21 protein-coding genes are annotated in these 18,081 nt (G+C 36.5%); 11 read left to right on the forward strand and 10 right to left on the reverse strand.

The window, feature by feature from the left end:
• Positions 1-102 precede the first annotated feature (102 nt).
• The 3 genes from KIP84_RS09810 to KIP84_RS09820 all read left to right on the forward strand — a co-directional run bounded on the left by KIP84_RS09810 (position 103) and on the right by KIP84_RS09820 (position 2,248).
• Positions 103-576 (forward strand): GrpB family protein, encoded by a 474-nt coding sequence (locus KIP84_RS09810; protein WP_213688368.1) that lies wholly within the window; start codon positions 103-105, stop codon positions 574-576.
• A 107-nt stretch (positions 577-683) separates the two neighbouring features.
• On the forward strand, positions 684-1,769 hold the full coding sequence (gene trmA, locus KIP84_RS09815; RefSeq protein ID WP_213688369.1) for a tRNA (uridine(54)-C5)-methyltransferase TrmA: 1,086 nt from the start codon (positions 684-686) through the stop codon (positions 1,767-1,769).
• A gap of 248 nt (positions 1,770-2,017) precedes the next feature.
• Complete coding sequence (locus KIP84_RS09820) at positions 2,018-2,248, forward strand: hypothetical protein (RefSeq protein WP_213688370.1); 231 nt, start codon at positions 2,018-2,020, stop codon at positions 2,246-2,248.
• Positions 2,249-2,283: 35 nt separating this feature from the next.
• Here the strand turns inward: KIP84_RS09820 and KIP84_RS09825 are convergent, their stop codons facing one another.
• A complete protein-coding gene (locus KIP84_RS09825) occupies positions 2,284-3,030 on the reverse strand; it encodes a phosphodiester glycosidase family protein (protein ID WP_213688371.1) in 747 nt (248 codons plus the stop codon).
• A 193-nt stretch (positions 3,031-3,223) separates the two neighbouring features.
• On the opposite strand from KIP84_RS09825, the gene KIP84_RS09830 reads away from it, so the two are divergent.
• A complete protein-coding gene (locus tag KIP84_RS09830) occupies positions 3,224-3,814 on the forward strand; it encodes a lecithin retinol acyltransferase family protein (RefSeq protein WP_213688372.1) in 591 nt (196 codons plus the stop codon).
• 45 nt (positions 3,815-3,859) lie between these two features.
• On the opposite strand, the gene KIP84_RS09835 is transcribed toward KIP84_RS09830, so the two are convergent.
• Positions 3,860-4,450, reverse strand: coding sequence for a YceI family protein (locus KIP84_RS09835; protein ID WP_002121395.1), 591 nt, complete (start codon positions 4,448-4,450; stop codon positions 3,860-3,862).
• A 213-nt stretch (positions 4,451-4,663) separates the two neighbouring features.
• On the opposite strand from KIP84_RS09835, the gene KIP84_RS09840 reads away from it, so the two are divergent.
• Positions 4,664-5,071, forward strand: a complete 408-nt coding sequence (locus tag KIP84_RS09840; protein WP_174725629.1) for an OsmC family protein — start codon at positions 4,664-4,666, stop codon at positions 5,069-5,071.
• 56 nt (positions 5,072-5,127) lie between these two features.
• Here KIP84_RS09840 and tkt read toward each other — a convergent pair whose 3' ends face one another.
• Positions 5,128-7,116: a transketolase gene (tkt, locus tag KIP84_RS09845; protein ID WP_174725627.1), complete on the reverse strand. Its 1,989-nt coding sequence runs from the start codon at positions 7,114-7,116 to the stop codon at positions 5,128-5,130.
• A 536-nt stretch (positions 7,117-7,652) separates the two neighbouring features.
• On the opposite strand from tkt, the gene metK reads away from it, so the two are divergent.
• A complete protein-coding gene (gene metK / locus KIP84_RS09850; RefSeq protein ID WP_005069601.1) occupies positions 7,653-8,819 on the forward strand; it encodes a methionine adenosyltransferase in 1,167 nt (388 codons plus the stop codon).
• Between the two features lie 128 nt (positions 8,820-8,947).
• Here metK and KIP84_RS09855 read toward each other — a convergent pair whose 3' ends face one another.
• Positions 8,948-9,196 (reverse strand): hypothetical protein, encoded by a 249-nt coding sequence (locus KIP84_RS09855; protein WP_002121448.1) that lies wholly within the window; start codon positions 9,194-9,196, stop codon positions 8,948-8,950.
• 259 nt (positions 9,197-9,455) lie between these two features.
• On the opposite strand from KIP84_RS09855, the gene KIP84_RS09860 reads away from it, so the two are divergent.
• The gene (locus KIP84_RS09860) at positions 9,456-9,647 is read left to right on the forward strand and encodes a hypothetical protein (RefSeq protein ID WP_068527076.1); all 192 of its coding nucleotides are present in this window, start codon (positions 9,456-9,458) and stop codon (positions 9,645-9,647) included.
• A 66-nt stretch (positions 9,648-9,713) separates the two neighbouring features.
• Here KIP84_RS09860 and KIP84_RS09865 read toward each other — a convergent pair whose 3' ends face one another.
• Complete coding sequence (locus KIP84_RS09865) at positions 9,714-10,280, reverse strand: FxsA family protein (protein ID WP_002121432.1); 567 nt, start codon at positions 10,278-10,280, stop codon at positions 9,714-9,716.
• 417 nt (positions 10,281-10,697) lie between these two features.
• On the opposite strand from KIP84_RS09865, the gene blaOXA reads away from it, so the two are divergent.
• Positions 10,698-11,519, forward strand: a complete 822-nt coding sequence (gene blaOXA, locus KIP84_RS09870) for an OXA-213 family carbapenem-hydrolyzing class D beta-lactamase (protein ID WP_213688373.1) — start codon at positions 10,698-10,700, stop codon at positions 11,517-11,519.
• A 75-nt stretch (positions 11,520-11,594) separates the two neighbouring features.
• Here the strand turns inward: blaOXA and KIP84_RS09875 are convergent, their stop codons facing one another.
• Positions 11,595-12,140 carry a GNAT family N-acetyltransferase gene (locus KIP84_RS09875; protein ID WP_213688374.1) on the reverse strand — a complete coding sequence of 182 codons (546 nt, stop codon included), beginning with the start codon at positions 12,138-12,140 and terminating at the stop codon, positions 11,595-11,597.
• Positions 12,137-12,730: a helix-turn-helix domain-containing protein gene (locus KIP84_RS09880; RefSeq protein WP_199976692.1), complete on the reverse strand. Its 594-nt coding sequence runs from the start codon at positions 12,728-12,730 to the stop codon at positions 12,137-12,139. Before KIP84_RS09880 ends, KIP84_RS09875 begins: the two co-directional genes overlap by 4 nt.
• 197 nt (positions 12,731-12,927) lie before the next feature.
• On the opposite strand from KIP84_RS09880, the gene ruvC reads away from it, so the two are divergent.
• Positions 12,928-13,473 carry a crossover junction endodeoxyribonuclease RuvC gene (gene ruvC, locus KIP84_RS09885; RefSeq protein WP_002121356.1) on the forward strand — a complete coding sequence of 182 codons (546 nt, stop codon included), beginning with the start codon at positions 12,928-12,930 and terminating at the stop codon, positions 13,471-13,473.
• Between the two features lie 9 nt (positions 13,474-13,482).
• On the opposite strand, the gene KIP84_RS09890 is transcribed toward ruvC, so the two are convergent.
• On the reverse strand, positions 13,483-14,940 hold the full coding sequence (locus KIP84_RS09890) for an NAD(P)H-hydrate dehydratase (RefSeq protein ID WP_213688375.1): 1,458 nt from the start codon (positions 14,938-14,940) through the stop codon (positions 13,483-13,485).
• Between the two features lie 26 nt (positions 14,941-14,966).
• On the opposite strand from KIP84_RS09890, the gene queG reads away from it, so the two are divergent.
• On the forward strand, positions 14,967-16,067 hold the full coding sequence (queG, locus tag KIP84_RS09895; protein WP_213688376.1) for a tRNA epoxyqueuosine(34) reductase QueG: 1,101 nt from the start codon (positions 14,967-14,969) through the stop codon (positions 16,065-16,067).
• Between the two features lie 87 nt (positions 16,068-16,154).
• Complete coding sequence (bioB, locus tag KIP84_RS09900) at positions 16,155-17,144, forward strand: biotin synthase BioB (protein ID WP_005076331.1); 990 nt, start codon at positions 16,155-16,157, stop codon at positions 17,142-17,144.
• 48 nt (positions 17,145-17,192) lie between these two features.
• Here bioB and KIP84_RS09905 read toward each other — a convergent pair whose 3' ends face one another.
• Positions 17,193-17,405: a hypothetical protein gene (locus KIP84_RS09905; protein WP_081174201.1), complete on the reverse strand. Its 213-nt coding sequence runs from the start codon at positions 17,403-17,405 to the stop codon at positions 17,193-17,195.
• 63 nt (positions 17,406-17,468) lie between these two features.
• Positions 17,469-17,819 (reverse strand): hypothetical protein, encoded by a 351-nt coding sequence (locus KIP84_RS09910; RefSeq protein WP_017386793.1) that lies wholly within the window; start codon positions 17,817-17,819, stop codon positions 17,469-17,471.
• Positions 17,820-18,081 lie beyond the last annotated feature (262 nt).

The raw sequence follows: 18,081 nt of genomic DNA on the forward strand, positions 1-18,081 counted from the left end.
TATAACTTTCTAAAAAGCCCAAATCTCAGTATTTGGGCTTTTTTATTTAATAAAGTAAGCTATCCCTAAATATATAAATTTTATCAATTCGAGATTCTAATAATGATCTTTTTAGAACCAGAACAGTATCAACAAAGATGCACTCAACTTTTTAATTCATATCAAAAAGAAATTTCCACACTTCTACCATTTGCCAAAATTGAGCATATTGGTTCATCCGCTATACCGAATACAATTTCAAAAGGTGATTTAGATATTTATATTGAAGTTATACCTGAGCAATTCGAATTCACAATAGAACAATTAAAAACACTTAATTTTATCGAAAAACAAAATACATTAAGGACACATGAGCTTTGTATGCTCGAATCACTCAACAATGATGATGTAGCATTTCAAATTGTAGTCACGGATTCAATATTCACATTTTTCTTAACATTTAAAAATAAGCTTATAAGCTCACCCACATTGGTCAATGAATATAATCAATTAAAATTACAGTGTAGCCATTTAGACCCCGATCAATATAGAACAATAAAATCAGACTTTATTAATCGCGTTTTAAATCATCTCTAGTTTAGGTACCTGCTTTCTCTTATGAATATCTGGTTAAAATTGGCTCCTGTAAGTTCATTTTTTTTGATACCATTCACTATTTGATTCTGTCTAAATTTTCTTTGTCTATGACCTCTTCTTATCGTCAACAACTTCAAGCTAAAATTGAACGCATTACTACTCAATTTTCTGAATTTACACCACCTACATTAGAAGTGTTTGAATCACCTGAGCAACATTTCCGTATGCGTGCTGAATTTCGTATCTGGCATACAGAAAATGATATGTTCTATGCCATGTTTGAGCGTAACGATGACGACAAGCAAAAAACCGTTGTACGCATTGATGAGTTTCCAATTGCAGATCAAAGCATCAATGATTTAATGCCAAAACTTTTGGAAGAACTCAAGGCTGAACCTAAGCTTTCTAATCGTTTATTTGAAGCTGATTTCCTCGCAACACTTAGCGGAGAAATGTTGGTTACCCTCATTTATCACCGTAAACTGGATCAAGAATGGGAACAAGCCGCTAAAGCACTTGCCGATAAATTAGATATTAAAATTATGGGCCGTAGCCGTGGCCAGAAAATTGTTATTGGCGATGATTTCGTTGTTGAAGAATTCGAGCTTTTAAATCGTTCATTTAAATACAAGCAAATCGAAAGTAGCTTTACCCAGCCTAATGCACAGGTTTGCAAAAAAATGCTGCAATGGGCATGTGACGCAGCTGAAGGATCAAAGAAACACTTATTAGAACTCTATTGTGGTAATGGTAATTTTACGCTTCCGCTCTCTTTAAAGTTCGAACGAATATTGGCTACCGAGCTTGCAAAATCCTCTGTTTATGCAGCTCAATGGAACATTGAACAAAATCAAATCGATAATATTCAAGTAGCACGTCTATCGGCTGAAGAGTTTACTCAAGCTTATCAAGGTGAGCGCGAATTCCGTCGTCTACAAGAAGCAAATATTGATATTCAAAGCTATGACTTTGACACCGTATTTGTAGATCCACCGCGAGCAGGAATTGATGATGAGACTTTAAAACTTTTACAAGGTTTTGAACGTATTATCTACATTTCATGTAATCCTGACACGTTATATGAAAACTTAAAAACTCTCAGTCAAACTCATCGAGTGACTAAATTTGCCTTATTTGATCAGTTCCCTTATACGCATCATGTCGAGTCTGGTGTTTTACTTGAGAAGATTTAAACAAAATCTTTCATTGTAAAGTTTTAAATAAGGAGGTTATATACCTCCTTATTTTTTAAAGTTTTATTATTTAAGTATTTAAATTTTCAAAAAATATCAAGTCATCTGTGTGTCATAATTTCGTTTAACTCAAGCATTCCCATCGAAAATTCTCGAGTTCAAGTGGTGGATTTATCACTTATAGAGTCTTGTATTTTATTTTAAATTGGCTATATTTCGAGCTATGTTAGGTTGTATATGAAGGCTCTATGAGTTTTTGGCAAAAGCTGTTCTTGGCAGATCAACAGCATAACGAGCATAAAAACCAAACTGCTTGTGTTGAAAATGACTGCTCATGTAAAACTAATGAACAACTTCTAAGTGCACTTGCACAAGCAACAGATGAAGATGTCATTAAGGGAATTAAAAAAGTTCTTATTTCCCGTGGTTATAGCCGAAAAGAGTTAAATGAACTCACTCATAAACCGTCTATTCATTAATTAAAAAGCCAGTCTTGTACTGGCTTTTTTATATTTCACTTTAATGCACAATTAGACTCATCCACCCAACCGACCATTGGTCCCATTTGAAATTGCTGATCATTCCGATTGTTCTTTTGCATATATAAACTAGAAATAGAACCATCGAGATATAAAGCCTGCTCCACCTTAAGGTTTCTTTGAAAAAACTCGGCAAAATTATAGAAATTCACCCTATTTTTCGATATTACAAAGTAGAGTTTATTATCTCGAATACCAACTCCATTACGAATTTTCTTTGATTGAGAGTCCGTTACAAAAAGAGAGTTTATCTTTCCATCAATAATTAACATCGGGCCTGATTGAGTTGCATAGTCAACTTTCAAGTTTTTTTGGCTATATTGCTGTGTAGTTAAAACAAAGGCCTGTTTTTTGTTCCAAGCCAATACACCATTCGGTTGTAAAAAGAAATTTCCAAACCCTTTATTCTTATTTATAGGATGGATCACCTTAGCTCGTTCAATATACAACCCTACTGGAGAAAACCCTAAATGAAACATGCCTGCATTCATTGCAAAGCTAAGTTGCTCACATTGTTTTAATTGTTCCTGAATAGTGTTAAAGCTTTTATAGTATTGTTGATTGTGAGGATTTTTTAAAAATAAGCGCAATGCTTTAAAATCGCTGATCGAGACCACATCGTATTGATCACCTTCCACCGTTTTAACCTGCTGATGTGCTATAGCATATGCAGACTGAAACAAAAGCCCATAAAAAGCTAAGCACCCGACAACCCATTTCATTGAATAACACCTGACATGACATTTATCCTTCATATTAAGTAACTAAATTATATACAAGAAATATAAATAGATTGGATATGCATCAAACTCATTCATTCGACGTAATCAATACACTCCAAATTGCTGATATTGGTTATAATCTTTAGCAGCTTTTCAATAAAAGCCATTTACACTTTATTGGATCAGCGTAAGCATGCAACAACCGAATAAACGCTACCCTTTAGGGGCTCACCTCATCGTAAAGCATCTCGGCTATAGCCATCATGGTATATATGCAGGGAGAGGTCGAGTTATTCATTATTCCGGCTTAGCTCATTTCATCAAAAAACGCCCGATTGAAATCACTTCAATAGATGCTTTCTCACATGGCAAAAAAATACACGTCCGTTCTTATGACAAACCTCGTTATAAAGGAAAGATTGTCGTTCGCCGAATGCGTTCACGTATGAATGAAAACCACTATCATTTGATTATTAATAACTGTGAACATCTATGTAGTTGGGCAATTACCGGCATTGAAAGTAGCACTCAAGTTGAACGTATGATGCATCGCTTAACGACTATTGGCTATGTAAGCTCAATCATGAGCTATATGAATGGTATGATGCTCACCGTTGCAACTACATGTTTTGCTCTGGTTCTTTATATTAAAAAGAAACTGCGCGATCAGGCAAAAAGAAAAGTCCCTACTTACCAGTTCTTAAGAGAAAAATCTCAGAAAAGAAATATCGATCCTTCAGCGCCTTTAGTATTTATAGACCCAGATAAAAAAGAGCCAGTCTAAATAAAAAAGCCCTCATATTTGAGGGCTTTTTAGAAAACTTATAACTTATTTTTTAGCTGCATTAGCGGCAGTTGCTTCTGTCGTAATGTTTACAGTGATCTTATCACCAACGTTCGGTACATAACTTCCTAAACCAAAGTCAGAACGCTTGAATGAAGTTGTAGCATTAAAACCAATCGCTGGAACTTTAGCCATTGGATGCTCGCCCTGCTTGTTTAAAACAGCGTCCAGTACAACTGGCTTAGTTACGCCTTTAACAGTTAAGTCACCAGTAATTTTAAAGTGCTTTTTGTCTTTGGTTTCAACTTTAGTACTTTTAAACGTAATATTTGGATATTTAGCAGCATTAAACCAAGCTTCTTCTTGGAACTCTTTATCTAAAGCAGGTACGTTTGTATTTACACTGCTTAAAGGAATAGTCACATTTACAGATGAGTTTGCTGGTTTAGCATTATCAACTTTAATTACACCTTGGATATCCGAGAAGTTAGCGCTTGGAGTAGAGAAACCAAAGTGATTCCATGAGAAAACAGTAGCTGTATGTGTTGGGTCAATTTTGTAGTCTACTGGTGCAGCTAAAGTAACTGAACTAGCTAATGCTACTGCCAAACCGAAGCTTAATGTTTTAAGATGCATTTTTCGTATCCTTTATTGATATAGTCGTTAGTGTATACATCAAGTAATTTAATTCACTATTCTTTATAAAACGATATGTTTCATCCATGCAACAATAAAAGCGTTACAGTTGTTATTCAAAAACAATATTATAAAGTATAGATATTCTTCTATTCGAAGCTTCAGATTTATTAATTTTTATTACGATTTTATTGATGAATAACAAGGTAAAACATGGTTAATACAGCCCAAGCACAAAGTACTTCTACCCCATATCGAGTAACTCTTACCGATCCTTCAGGTCATCAATGGTTTGCAGATGAACCGACTGATAAAGGTGGACAAGATACAGCTCCGAATCCGGTTCAGCTTTTATTAGCCGCTTTAGGGGCTTGCACTACAATTACATTAGAAATGTATGCGAATCTTAAAGGTATTAAGCTTGATCATGTTCAAGTGGATTTAGCATTAAACCCAAGTGGCGAACCTGAAAAAGGCCAAAATAATATTGAGCGTAAAATTACGCTCAAAGGTGAATTTACTGAAGACCAGCATAAGCGATTACTAAAAGTTGCAGAGAATTGCCCTATTCATAAGTTATTAACCTCTCAGATTAATATCCAAACAGAACTCACTAGTTAACTTCTCAAATAAAAAAAGCGCTCTATCTAGAGCGCTTTTTTACACTACTTTAATATTTAAGCAGTTAATTCTTTTACCGCTGCAACAACAGCTTCAGTCGTAATACCAAAGAATTGGAACAAATCTTTTGCTGGTGCAGACTCACCATAAGTTGTCATACCAATTACTTTGCCATCAAGGCCAACAAACTTCCACCAGTAGTCAACATGAGCTGCTTCGACAGCAACACGCGCACGGATATGAGCTGGCAATACTGCTTCACGGTATGCGGCATCTTGCTTCATAAATTCTTCTGCACATGGCATAGAAACTACACGCACACCTTCAAGTTGTGCATAAGCTTCCATTGCTAAAGAAATTTCAGAACCAGTTGCAATAATAATTGCTTTTAATTCGCCTTTTTCTTGAGCAAGTACATAACCACCTTTTGCAGCGTTTTGAATTTGCTCTTCAGAACGTGCTTGGAATGGTAAGTTTTGACGAGAGAAAATAAGTGCTGTAGGGCCATCTTTGCGTTCTAAAGCAGATTTCCAAGCAATTGCAGTTTCTACAGTATCCGCAGGGCGCCATGTATTTAAGTTAGGTGTACCACGTAATGAAGCAATTTGTTCAATCGGTTGGTGAGTTGGACCATCTTCACCCAGACCGATTGAGTCATGTGTATAAACATGAATTACACGTTGTTTCATCAAAGCAGACATACGTACTGCATTACGTGCATATTCCATAAACATTAAGAATGTTGCAACGTAAGGAACGAAACCACCATGCAATGCAACGCCATTAGCGATCGCAGTCATACCAAATTCACGTACGCCATAATATACGTAGTTACCAGCTGGGTTTTCTTGAACACCTTGGCAACCTTTCCAAAGTGTTAAGTTAGAACCTGCTAAGTCAGCAGAACCACCTAACAATTCAGGTAATAAAGGACCAAATGCTTGTAATGTATTTTGGCTTGCTTTACGAGTTGCAATTGTCTCGCCTTTCGCATTTGTTTCACGAATGAAAGCATCTGCTTGCGCTGCAAATTCTGCTGGTAAGTCACCACTGATACGACGAAGTAACTCAGCCGCTTCAGTTGGATATTTTGCTTGATATTGTGCAAATACCGCATTCCAAGCCGCTTCAGATTCACTACCTTTTGCTTTTGCATCCCATGCAGCATATACGTCAGCAGGAATAACAAATGCTTCTTCGTTCCAACCTAATGCTTCACGAGTTAAAGTAATCTCATCTTTACCTAATGGCGCACCATGACAGTCTTCTTTACCCTGCTTATTTGGTGAACCTAAACCAATAATCGTTTTACACATAATGATTGTTGGTTTCTGAGTTTCAGCTTTTGCTTCGATTGTCGCTTGACGAATCGCATCAGCATCATGACCATCTACACGAAGAACTTGCCAACCATAGGCTTTGAAACGCTCTTCTGTATCGTCGCTGAACCAGCCTTCTACTTCACCATCAATTGAAATGCCATTATCATCATAATAAGCAATCAATTTACCAAGTTGTAATGTGCCAGCTAAAGAACATACTTCGTGAGAAATACCTTCCATTAAACAGCCATCACCTAAGAAACAGTAAGTGAAATGGTCAACAACTTTTAAATCATCTTTATTAAATTGAGCAGCCAATGTTTTTTCTGCTAAAGCAAAACCAACAGCATTAGCAATACCTTGACCTAAAGGACCAGTTGTCGTCTCTACACCCGGTGCATAGCCATATTCAGGATGACCAGGAGTTCTAGAATGCAATTGACGGAACTGTTTTAAATCTTCAATTGAAAGATCATAACCTGTTAAATGAAGCAAAGCGTATTGCAACATTGAGCCATGGCCATTTGATAAAACGAAACGGTCACGGTTTGCCCATTGTGGATTTGTTGGGTTGTGATTTAAAAACTCACGCCAGACGACGTCAGCAATATCTGCCATCCCCATTGGAGCACCTGGATGCCCTGAGTTTGCTTGTTGCACAGCATCCATTGCCAATACACGAATTGCATTTGCAATACGACGTTCGTTTAAAGGGGTCGTCATAGATCAGAATCCAATTTTAATAGATTGATGAAAAGAAGAAGATGAATAACCATTCAATGCCGCTATATTGTCTTAAAAAAAAGGCCTAGGGTAAACCCCAACACGGTATATTTCTTTATTTTTAACCGTTTCTTGGTTACACAAAAAACATTTGAATCTTTAAGTTATACAAAACAGTGTTCATTTTTCTGCACAACGACTAAATGTAAGAACATTAATCTTGTTAGCTTTTGATATATAGATAAAATAATTAGCTAATCTTGTATGCGTTGATCATGTTTCTTTACTTTAAAATTCAAATTCTGATATTTAAGATTTTTATTAAGTTATATGTTTAAAAAACACACTAGCAACAAGTTGTTAAAATATAAATACTTTAAATTAAAGCTTTCTATATCAATTTTGCTAATACACTTATCAATTAAAACACACTATAAATGAAATAAATTCATGCTTTTTAGTCAGTATGAACTGGTCCTAAAGCTCAAGTCGATGTAACATATTATGTCTTTTGAAATAACCAAGATAGGACTTTCATGCGCGAGTACGCTGTTTTTACCTCGGAATCTGTAAGCGAAGGTCATCCCGATAAAATGGCCGACCAAATTAGCGACGCTATTTTGGATGCAATCTTAAAAGAAGACCCATACGCACGTGTTGCTTGTGAAACACTGGTAAAAACAGGCGCTGTTGTACTTGCTGGTGAAGTAACAACGACTGCTAATATTGATGTTGAAGCTGTTGTTCGTAATACTGTTAACGGTATTGGTTATCACCACTCTGATCTTGGCTTTGATGGATCAACGTGTGCTGTAATCAATATGATTGGTAAACAATCTCCTGAAATTGCTCAAGGTGTAGACCGTCAAAAACCAGAAGATCAAGGTGCTGGTGACCAAGGCCTAATGTTCGGTTATGCAAGCCGTGAAACAGACGTGCTTATGCCTGCGCCAATTTCTTATGCTCACCGCTTAATGGAGCGTCAAGCTGAACTTCGCCGTTCTGGTGCCCTGCCATGGTTACGCCCAGATGCAAAAAGCCAAGTTACTTTTGCCTATGAAAATGGCAAGCCTGTACGTCTAGATGCTGTTGTTTTATCTACTCAGCATGATCCTGAAATTTCTCAAAGCCAGCTTAAAGAAGCAGTTATTGAAGAAATTATCAAACCGATCATCCCTGCTGAAATGTTCCATGCAGCTACTAAGTTCCATATTAACCCAACAGGTATGTTCGTTATTGGCGGCCCTGTAGGTGACTGTGGTTTAACGGGTCGTAAAATTATTGTTGATACATACGGTGGTATGGCTCGTCACGGCGGTGGTGCTTTCTCTGGTAAAGATCCATCTAAAGTTGACCGTTCTGCTGCTTATGCTGGCCGTTATGTTGCAAAAAATATTGTAGCTGCTGGTCTTGCTGACAAATGTGAAATTCAAGTGAGTTACGCAATTGGCGTAGCAGAACCTACTTCAATTTCAATTAATACCTTTGGTACAGCAAAAGTTTCTGATGAGTTGATTATTCAACTTGTGCGTGATCATTTCGATTTAAGACCGTTTGGTATTACTCGTATGTTGGATCTTCTTCAACCAATGTACAAACAAACTGCGGCTTATGGTCATTTTGGTCGCGAAGGTTCTGACTCTGCATTTACTTGGGAAAAAACTGATAAAGTTGATGCTCTTAAAGATGCTGCTGGCCTCTAAAATAAAATCATAAAAAAGCCCGCCATTGAGCGGGTTTTTTTATTTATAGTTCAAATTTTATGGTATGTAGGGTTTAATCTTCTAGCAATCATCCTTGATGCCATATCATTTGTAGCTGTAATCAAAATCTATTGTCTTGTCGTTTTATCATCCTGATTTAATACATCCAGTAAAGTTGACTGCGTTGGAGTATCTTGATGGTTCTGGATATAAATATGGACAACTTTAAATACAACGACAACAGCTAGACAAGCCATCACACAAAACATCCATAAGCCATACGGGCTTCGAATATGTTGTGAACCACAATATGGACATGATTTATCAGTCGATGCCACAACTTTGTCGCAACACGCACAATGGTATTGATATAGCATAGGTAACCCTCCTTCCCTCATTTCAACCGTTGTTGTTTTAATAGGTTTGCTACATTTTTTAATTTATACATCCTTTATATTTATCCTATGTGAAATGAATAGATAATTCAATCTGGATGAACAATTGAGTCAATTAAAAAATATTAATTAAAAACATATATATAAGTTAAATATTATTTTTATAGGACTATTTTTCTTATTTTGATATTTTGCCAAATTTGTTAAAATAAGCAAATAATCTCACATTTTAGGCAAATGCATGTCACATACAAAGCTCATTAATAAAGGTGGCTTTCGCGAACGAGCCAACCGAAGCCGAGGTTATCAACAATCTGAGAATAAGCAAACAGCCTTAGCTTCAAACAAATACCAACCTCAAACAAAATCACAAGAAAGCCCAACTGAAGTGGCTCAAACAGATTCTGTTGTGACTGAACATCTAACTAAATAATTTATATCTTCTTAAAATAAAAAAGGCCTAAACTTTAGAGGTTTAGGCCTTTAGATAAGGTATTTATTAATCCTTATTTTTATGTTCAATTTTCTTGTGATCTGGAGTGACTTCTCGCGCTTCTCCGTCAATAATGCTTGAATCACGGTATTGACCTTGACTACCACCACCTTGTTGATTCTGCATATCTTGCATTTGGCGCATTAGATCTGCAAATGGATTTTGCCCACCCATATTACCGCCCATACCACCCATCATTTTATCCATCATAGCTTGTTGGCGTTTTGCAAGAGTTCTCATGGCTATATTACGGAAAGCAGTTTGAACACCAGGGATCAAAATTAAAACCGCTAACACATCAGAAACAAGGCCTGGCAACATTAATAAGAAACCTGCAAAAGCATAAGCAAGTTTTTTAGTTACTGTTGGGTCATTACCTAGTTGGCCAGTCATCTGCATTTGCTGTAATTGAGGCATAATACCAGCAGTACTTCTGCGAATAAGCCCCAAACCAATAAAGAAAGCAAGAATGAACCAAAAGAACACATACCATCCACTGATGAACTGTGCTACGCCAATCCATACGGCAATTTCAACAATCGCGCCCAGAACTACAATAAGAAGTAAATTCATGTAAAACTTTATCTATCTCAAAAAGAAAATTCATTGCAGTTTTATTTGCCCCAACCCTATCGAATCAGCCAGAGTCTGCAATACTAGAGTACATTTGATTTTAACTCGATAAAAACAAACATGCTTTATTATTAATGAGTGCTGTATCAAGTTTATCAAGTGTGACTTCTATTAGATTTTAATTTTTTTACTTTAGTTAAACGGAAAGTCCTTCAAGAAAGCAGTTTTTTAGTCTAGTTGAAAACTTAGATTCTTAGAAAACATGGATATATTCCTTTATTTATATAGTTGTTTTATAAAATTTTAAAAAGTAGTACATAGATATAGAATTTCGTAAATAACTTACATTTTTTCTATCTAAAAGGACTTCTATTCAAGTTAAATTAAAGAATAACTCTTTTAAACCCACATAGACTCATGACTAAAAAAGCTCTTTTCTTTGCCATTGGTACGATGTTTTTATCGGCATGTTCTTTTAATACGGTAGAACAGCATCAAATACAGTCAATTTCTACCAATAAAAACTCAGAGAAAATTAAATCATTGTTTGATCAAGCACAAACTGAAGGTGTTTTAGTTATAAAACGTGGGCAAATAGAGGAAGTCTATGGCAATGATCTTAAAAGAGCATCAACCGAATATGTTCCCGCCTCTACCTTTAAAATGTTAAATGCTTTGATTGGACTTGAGCATCATAAAGCAACGCCAACTGAAGTGTTTAAATGGGATGGGCAAAAGCGTTTATTTCCCGATTGGGAAAAAGACATGACATTAGGCGATGCTATGAAAGCTTCTGCTATTCCAGTTTATCAGGAACTAGCTCGACGAATTGGCCTTGATCTTATGTCTAAAGAGGTAAAGCGCATTGGTTTCGGTAATGCTGATATTGGTTCAAAAGTAGATAATTTTTGGCTTGTTGGCCCACTTAAAATTACACCTCAACAAGAAGCCCAGTTTGCTTATGAACTAGCCCATAAAACTCTTCCTTTTAGCAAAAATGTGCAAGAACAAGTTCAATCTATGCTGTTCATAGAAGAAAAAAATGGACGAAAAATTTATGCTAAAAGTGGTTGGGGATGGGATGTTGAACCACAAGTTGGTTGGTTTACAGGCTGGGTGGTTCAACCACAAGGAGAAATTGTAGCGTTCGCACTTAATTTAGAAATGAAAAAAGGAATACCTAGTTCTATTCGAAAAGAAATTGCTTATAAAGGATTAGAACAATTAGGTATTTTATAATTTAGACCCTATAGCCCAATTTAATTTCATCATCATGAACTGGGCTATTTGCTTAAAATTTGAAAGCTTTATTATTTATCCGTCAACTGGCGTATGCGGTGTATTTAAATTTAACTGATAGAAAGCAGCATCGAGCCACTGGCCAAACTTAAAACCGACTTGCTTAAAAGTACCTGCATGGATAAAGCCCATTTTTTCATGTAAACCAATACTTGCTTGATTGGTTGCATCGATACAGCCTATCAATACATGCAAATCTGCCTCTTGAGCACGCTTAATCAATTCATGCATTAGAATTTTGCTTAATCCGCCACCACGATGTTCATGATGAATGTAAATACTATGTTCGACCGTATATTTAAAGGCAGGAAAAGCTCTAAAGGTTCCCCAGCTTGCAAAACCTAATAACTTATTTGTCTCATCTACAATACCAATCACAGGAAAACCATTTTCTCTTTTAACTGCAAACCAACTTTTCATTGACTCTTCAGAGCGCGGCAAATAGTCATACAAAGCGGTAGAATTGATAATTGCTTCATTCAAAATATCTAATATAGCCTTTGCATGTGTAGCTTCATGACAATCAATTAAACGTAAATTTGGATTAAGATTTTTAATCATGAAGATTCCTTAAGAACAGAGACGAGCTCATTACATACAACTAAAATATAGCGAGCGGTTTTAGAAGAAGGATTGCTGTATATGATCGGTTGACCTAATTGCATCGCCAAACAATCACCCTCATGTAAAGCATAAAAGTTTTCACCCAATTGAATATCGATTTGTCCCTCAATTACCCAAATCTGCTGTAATACAACCTTAGAATTTACACTTGTTTCATACGTAACTCGAGACTGAGCAGGAAATTCAATTTCAACGATTTGAAATGGAGATTTCCAATTTGGAGGGGAAACTTGACGGCGAATATACCCTGTTTCTGGATCTTTCCATTGTGATTGTTGATTACGTCGCACCATAGGTTGAGGCGATTGAGTATTCTGTGGGCTATCAAATAGCTGAGTCAAAGGCACTCCTAAACCATTTGCCAGCTTTTCAAGGACAACAGCTGTAGGACTCGCTTCTCCTCTTTCAATGAGTGAAATTGCAGAACGGCTTACCTGACATCGACTAGCAAGAACATCTAGAGTATATCCACGCGCTAGACGTATTTCACGCACTTGCTGCGCAATGCGGATATTAATATCTTCCATCTACCGATAAAATTTAATTCCAAAATTATAGATAAGTATTCCACTAAAATAGAATTACATCAAATTATTTTAAAGATATAAATTAGTCCCATAAAAACCGAAAAATAACCATTCATCGCAGCATTCTTTAAATTACGCATGCAGAACCTTTTTGGCTATGTAACAATACTCTCTAAACTATTTATATAAGTCTTCACATGGCACTGATTATTGGTATTGACCCAGGTTCACGCTTAACAGGTTATGGAATCATTGAAAAAGATGGTAGTAAACTGCGTTTTGTTGATGCTGGTACAATCCGAACAGAAACTCAAGAAATGCCAGAACGCTTAAAACGTATTTTTGCTGGCGTTGAGCGAATTGTGAAATTTCATGGTCCAACTGAAGCTGCGGTTGAGCAAGTCTTTATGGCTCAAAACCCAGACTCTGCCTTAAAACTCGGACAAGCGCGTGGTGCTGCCATAGCCGCATTAGTGAATTTAGATTTACAAGTTGCAGAATATACTGCCCGTCAAATTAAACAGTCTGTGGTTGGTTATGGCGCTGCCGATAAAGAACAAGTCCAAATGATGGTGATGCGATTACTTAATTTGACCATTAAACCTCAATCCGACGCAGCCGATGCCCTTGCTGCTGCTATCTGCCATGCTCATGCATCGGGAAGTATGAGCAAATTGTCTGTTTTAAACGCCTTAGGTGGTATGGCACGTGGACGAAGCCGCTCTAGCAGTCGTAGACGTTAAAAAAACTTATTAATTTACAACCTGAGTAATGGCTTGATTCATTTGGTAGGCCTGTAAACCACGCATACCATTTTTTGCTAAGAGGTCTCCAGCTTGAGCATGAAGGGCAACAATCTCATGTAATGCAATACCTTTGTGAAACTGGGCTTTTAAGCTTGCAATCATTCCTGCTAACACATCTCCCATTCCACCAGTTCCCATACCAGCATTACCTTGCGTACAAATATACAAATTATCTTCTAAAATTAAGCTACCCGCTCCTTTAAGTACCCACTGGCCTGCATATTTTTGTTGTAAGGCATAAATTGCAGCAATTCGGTCATTTTCAATTTGCGCTGTAGAGCAACCAAGTAAAGTTGCAGCTTCTCCAGGATGAGGTGTGGCATAAATATGTGTATTTAACTTTTCAGGCTGTTTAGCCAGAAACCATAAAGCATCTGCATCTAAAACAACTTCTAGGCGTGTACTATGACTTAACAATTTAAACCATTGTTGGTAAATCTGCTTTGCCCAATCGTCACGGCCTAATCCCATTCCAAAGCATATTGCATCGACCTGAGATAGAATCTCTTTAATACTGTTTTCATCTAAGGCATTAATATCACGAAGCATAATATTAGGCGCCCGTGACAAAATAGCATGATGATGATTACGGTGACAGACAACCGTCACTTTGCCTGCTCCTGCATGAAAGGCCGCTTCAGCAGCCATAATAACTGCACCGCCCATTTGCTCATGTCCCCCCACCACTAAAACATGCCCGTAACTTCCCTTATGACCAAATGCCATACGCTGAGGAAGTTTAATATTTGTGGGTGACAAATAAGCTAAGGGTTTCAACTCGTGGTCTGTAGGAATTAAATTAATTAAATGAACTTGTCCGGCGTACTCTTTACCTTGTCCTGTAAATAGCCCTGCTTTAAGACCTAAAACAGTAAAGGTATGATTAGCTCTTACTGCACAGGGTAAGACTCGTCCTGTATTTGCTTGTAAGCCACTAGGTATATCAATCGAAATTTTTAGGCCCAATTGTTCATTAAACTTTTGAATTACTTGTTGCCAATCTATATTTAATTCTCTGTTTAAACCTATGCCAAATAAAGCATCAATATGACAATCAAATGTTCTTTTAATCTCAAAATTTGAGTGAATTGGGACTTTTATTTCTCTAGCAAATTGCGCTGCACAATGTAAATCGGCTGACTCACCCAATTGAGCTGCAAAGATTTCAACATTAAATCCAGCTTGTTTAAGGTAACTTGCTACAAAGTAACCATCACCTGCGTTATTACCCTGTCCACACCAGACCGCGATATTCTTAGTGGCATGATTTTCAAAAAGTACGATGAGCTGTTGAGTGATTGACCAAGCTGCTTGTTGCATTAAGCCTAATGATGAGTTTTGCGCAGCAAACCAGCGCCGCTCCCATGCTCGAATATCATCGCTATGGTAAACTACCGCCTGCATATTATTATCCTCTTGCATTTTGGTTTATGACATCTTCCGACACATCACGCATTACAGTGCAACAAATTGATCCACATGAATTAAAAGCATGGATCAAAGCTCAAGCATTAGACTTGGGTTTTGCTGATTGTGTCATCGCAAAACCAGATGCTCAAGAGCAAATGCCACGTTTTTTGGAGTACCTTGAACGTGGTTATCATGCAGACATGACCTATTTAGAAGAAAATCTAGAAAAGCGAGCTGATCCAACACTATTAGTGCCTGGCACAAAAAGTATTATTTGTGTCCGCATGAATTATCTTGTGGAATCTCCAAAACCGCGATATGTACCTTTGGAACCTAACTCTGCCATTATCGCCCGCTATGCACGTGGGCGTGATTACCATAAAGTCATGCGTGGCCGATTGAAAACTTTAGCAACACGAATTCGTGAAAAAGTTGGTGACTTTGAATCTCGTCCTTTTGCAGATTCGGCGCCTATTTTTGAGAAATCATTAGCTGAAAGTGCTGGAATGGGTTGGACAGGTAAACATACTTTACTCATTCATAAAAAGTCTGGTTCTTTTTTCGTATTAGGCGAGTTATTTACTTCACTCGACCTACCTTTTGACGAGCCAGCCACAGCACATTGTGGTTCTTGTAGTGCGTGTATTGATATTTGCCCGACGCAAGCAATTGTCGAGCCCTATATGTTAGATGCAAGACGTTGTATTGCTTATTTAACTATCGAATATAAAGGAATTATTGCTGAAGAATTACGTACAGGTATTGGAAACCGAATATTTGGCTGTGATGACTGTCAGTTAATTTGTCCTTGGAATAGCTTTGCCAAAACAGCTTCTATTTCTGATTTTAATCCTAGACATGGATTAGATAATATTAGTCTACTTGACATCTGGCAGTGGGATGAAGCAACTTTTTTAGCCAATACGGAAGGTAGCCCTATCCGCCGCACAGGTTATCAATCATTTAAACGTAATATTGCAATCGGATTAGGAAATGCTCCTTATTCAAAAGAAATTGTAGATCAACTACAAAATGGCAAAAATTTACATGACGAAATCGTCAATGTGCATATTGATTGGGCAATTGAACAGCAACTTAATCAACTTCAGCTATCAAATTAAAAAAATGATGTTTTTTGCCCTATAGCTTTAATACGAATTCTGTATGATTATGTATAGTGAATTAATGCCATCATCATGGATATGACAATGACTCTACGTAATGATTGGAATCGTGAAGAAATCCAAGCTTTATATGAACAACCTTTTTTGGATTTAGTTTTCAAGGCTCAACAAGTACATCGTGAGCACTTCACTGCCAATTCAATTCAGGTCAGTACCCTTTTATCTATTAAAACGGGTAAATGTCCTGAAGATTGCAAATACTGCTCACAATCGGCACATTACGAATCAAAACTAGAAGCAGAAAAACGTATTGCTGTAGAAAAAGTGATTAGTGAAGCGAAAGCTGCAAAAGATTCCGGTTCTTCACGTTTTTGTATGGGTGCTGCTTGGCGTAACCCACATGAGCGCGATATGCCTTATGTTTTAGAAATGGTACGTGAAGTTAAAGCATTAGGTATGGAAACCTGTATGACTTTAGGCATGCTTAATCAATCTCAAGCAGAACGCCTAAAAGTTGCTGGTTTAGATTACTACAACCACAATTTAGATACATCTCGTGAGTATTACTCTCACATTATTAGTACTCGTACTTTTGATGATCGTTTAAATACCCTTGATTATGTTCGTCAAGCTGGTATGAAAGTTTGTAGTGGCGGTATTGTAGGTTTAGGCGAAACTCGTGAAGACCGAATTGGTTTATTACATGAACTAGCTACCCTACCAATTCATCCTGAATCTGTGCCAATCAATATGCTTGTTCCAATTGAAGGAACACCTTTAGCTGATGTTGAAAAGCTTGATGTTATTGAGTGGATTCGTACTATTGCTGTGGCGCGTATTATCATGCCGTATAGCTATATTCGTTTGTCTGCTGGTCGTGAGTCATTAAGTGATTCAGACCAAGCATTAGCATTTATGGCAGGTGCAAACTCATTATTCTCTGGTGATAAACTACTAACCACACCAAATGCCGGTGAAGGTAAAGACCAAGCTTTATTTAATAAACTAGGTTTAACGGCTGAAAAACCAAAGCCAACAGTTGCTGATTTATCAGTAGATGCAATGAGTGCTTAACTCAAATTAAAAAATTTAAAAGCCCTGATCATTCAGGGCTTTTTTCATTTATATAGAAGTTACTAATATTCCGTAAGTAGCATTCAGAAAGGTTCCGACTCGAATAATATCCTTTCCTGCTGCATGCGTTACTGTGAATTCTTGGCTCAACACATCAAAATTAAAAGAATCAAAAACATCTTGATGGTGTAAAAGCCAAGTCACCGTATCTGCTACATTATCATCCGCAATATAAGTTAAGGCCTTGAAGTCTTTACTCATAAATAACTCTTAAAAATAAATTTTATGAATTTTATATGAGTTCACTCTACCTTAAAAGAAAATCTAAGCTGCTTTAGGATTTACTAACGAATGACCTGATAACAGACTTGCCAAGGCTTGAGGTGTAAATTCTAAAGAAAGCACATGATTTTTGAGATTGACTGAATGCTTACTAATTAATGGAAGTAAGCCATCTTCTGTTTCAAAGACATATTCATCTGCAATATTTAAGATACCTTCAAGGTTTGTCGTACTTGAAGCAAGATCATGGCTAAAGATGTCATAAATCGTTTGCAAGTTAAACGTTGTTTGCTGCTCCGTCGGATGCTTGATGAGATAATCCTTTAAAAATAAAACTAATTTATGAGCAAAGAAAAAGTAATTAGGTTTATAGCTATACTTCATAGTATTCATGGAACTGAACTCCAGATTATCTTTTATTGAATTACAACTAAAACAGTAGGAATTGAACCTTAAAAAATTCTTAAAAAATTAAATATATTTATAAGATACACACAAAACAATTTTATCATTTAAAAACAATGGTTTAATAAAAAAATATTAAATATATATTATCTTAAATATTTTAAAATTTCATTAATTCAATAGAATACAATTACTTAGATATTACTAATTTTTAAATTCTATTTTAGATAAAAACTAATTAATTATTTTA

The organism is Acinetobacter sp. BHS4, assembly GCF_018454425.1.
Taxonomy (GTDB): Bacteria; Pseudomonadota; Gammaproteobacteria; order Pseudomonadales; family Moraxellaceae; genus Acinetobacter; species Acinetobacter pittii.